This window comes from Dietzia sp. E1, assembly GCF_014145015.1.
Classification (GTDB): Bacteria; Actinomycetota; Actinomycetes; order Mycobacteriales; family Mycobacteriaceae; genus Dietzia; species Dietzia cinnamea_A.
The window spans coordinates 1-2,292 of the sequence record NZ_JAALDU010000324.1 but is presented as its reverse complement, the minus strand read 5'-3'; the positions used below and the strand labels follow the sequence as shown (position 1 = coordinate 2,292).

Genomic DNA, 2,292 nt, shown 5'->3' with positions numbered 1-2,292 from the left:
TGCGCAGCGGGCCGATCATCGAGGCCGTCGCGAGGGAGATGAGGAGGAACCCGGCCAGCAGTGAGGTCGCACCGAGGACGATGACGACGACGGCGAGGCGTTCCAGTGACAGGGCGCGGCCCGCGAGGGTGTAGATCGCCACGATGATCAGGCCTGTCACGGGGACCCCGCTGCCCAGGGCCCACGCCACCCGGAGCCGCGTCATGGCGCCGAGGAACCGGGCCCGCGGCGCCCGGCCGGTGGACAGCGCGGCCGCCGCGACGGGACGCAGCCCGAAATCGGCCAGCAGGAACGCGACACCGCACACGACCATGCCGGCGAACACGATGGTGAACCCCACCACCGGGATCGACGACGGGTCCACCACGCCGTACGCGGGGGTCACCACGGCCGCGCCGAGCAGCCACAGGAACGCCTGGATCAGGGTGATGCGCCCCGGCAGGCGCAGCGTCCGGATGCGCTGCCGATCAGTGGGTTCGTGCCCTTCCAGGAACCAGCGGACCCGGCGGTAGACGGCACGGGTCACCCACACCGTGCCCGTGATGACCGCCAGCGACACGTAGACGGGTACGACGATCACGGTGGGGACGAGGAACTCCCGCGACAGCAGGGCCGGGCCGGGCAGCACGAAGAAGACCAACGTCACGGCGACGGCGACGCCCACGAGGTTGGAGCCCAGCAGCGACAGGAGCAGCAGGATCCGGACGCGCCAGGCGCGGATCCGGGCGGACTCCCGCTCCCGTCCGAGCAGCACCGAGCCGAGTTCCGGGCGGCGCAGCAGGGACAGGTCGAATCGCACGATCTGTATGGTGCCACTCCGCACCGACACTCGTGATGCCCTCGTCACACCTGCCGCCGGGAATGGGACGCGTGGGGCGTCGGCGCGTAGGGTGGTCTCCGGACGGCCCGCACCACTCTTGCCTCGGGCCGCGGCCTGTCGACCATCCCGTGGTCGCGCACCGGACGTACCGCCTGAGTGGCGATGCGATTCTCCGTGAGCGCGCCGGGCAAGACGCCATCCTCTATGTTCGGAGCACTTCCTCTTGTCACGTTCTTTCGCCGATCTCGGCGTTCCTTCCCCCCTGCTCGACGTCCTGAGCGGCGCGGGCATCACCACCCCGACGCCCATCCAGTCGGCGACGCTGCCCGACGCCCTGTCCGGCCGTGACGTGCTCGGCCGCGGCCGCACCGGCTCCGGCAAGACCTACGCGTTCTGCCTCCCGCTCGTCGCGCGTCTGGCCGCCTCCGGCGGTCGCCGCACCCGCAACGCGCCGCGCGGCCTGATCCTCGCCCCGACCCGCGAGCTGGCCCGCCAGATCGACGAGACCCTCGCGCCGCTCGCCAACGCCCTCGGCATGAAGACCACCGTGATTTTCGGCGGCGTGTCCCAGGGCCGCCAGGTGGACGCGCTGAACCGCGGCGTCGACATCGTCGTGGCCTGCCCCGGCCGCCTCGAGGACCTCATGGGCCAGAAGCACTGCCGCCTGGACGGCATCGAGATCAGCGTCCTCGACGAAGCCGATCACATGGCCGACCTGGGCTTCCTGCCCGGCGTCACCCGCATCCTGTCGGCGACCCCGGCGGACGCGCAGCGGCTGCTGTTCTCCGCGACCCTCGACTCGGGCGTGCAGAAGCTGGTGACCAGGTTCCTCACCGACCCGGTGGACCACTCGGTGGACGACGGCTCGGCCACGCCCGGCCCGACCGCACACCACGTGTTCCACGTCGACGCCGACGACCGCGTCCGCGCCCTCGCCGACCTCGCCGGCGCGACCTCGCGAACCGTCATGTTCACCCGCACCAAGCACGGCGCCAAGCGTCTGGCCAAGCAGCTCACCGGCCGCGGCGTGGCGAGCGTGGACCTGCACGGCAACCTGTCGCAGAACGCCCGCGTGCGGAACCTCGACGCGTTCTCCTCCGGCGAGGCGACCGTGCTCGTGGCGACCGACATCGCCGCCCGCGGCATCCACGTCGACGACGTCGGGCTGGTCGTCCACGCCGATCCGCCGGCCGAGCACAAGGCCTACGTCCACCGCTCGGGCCGCACCGCCCGCGCCGGCGCCATCGGCACGGTCGTCACCGTGGCCACCCAGGACCAGGTCCGTGAGGTCCGCTCGCTGCTGCGCGCGGCCGGCGTGACCGCGGGCGAGATCGACCTGCCCGTGGGCGCGGACGCGGCCGCCGCGTTGGCCGACGCCCCCGAGCCTCCGGCCCACGTGCCGTCCGACGACGGCGTCGAGGGTCAGTCGGTCCGCGGTCAGTCCCTGCGCCGCGACCCGGCCGCCCCGGAGA

Annotated in this window: 1 protein-coding gene and 1 pseudogene; one reads left to right on the top strand and one right to left on the bottom strand. The window is 72.8% G+C overall.

What is annotated here, in order from left to right; translation table 11 throughout:
* Positions 1 to 799: pseudogene (locus G6030_RS11045) on the bottom strand (hypothetical protein); the annotation flags it as partial.
* A 244-nt stretch (positions 800 to 1,043) separates the two neighbouring features.
* Between G6030_RS11045 and G6030_RS11040 the strand changes: the two are divergent.
* On the top strand, positions 1,044 to 2,292 hold a 1,249-nt coding region (locus G6030_RS11040; RefSeq protein ID WP_182643157.1), incomplete at its 3' end, for a DEAD/DEAH box helicase.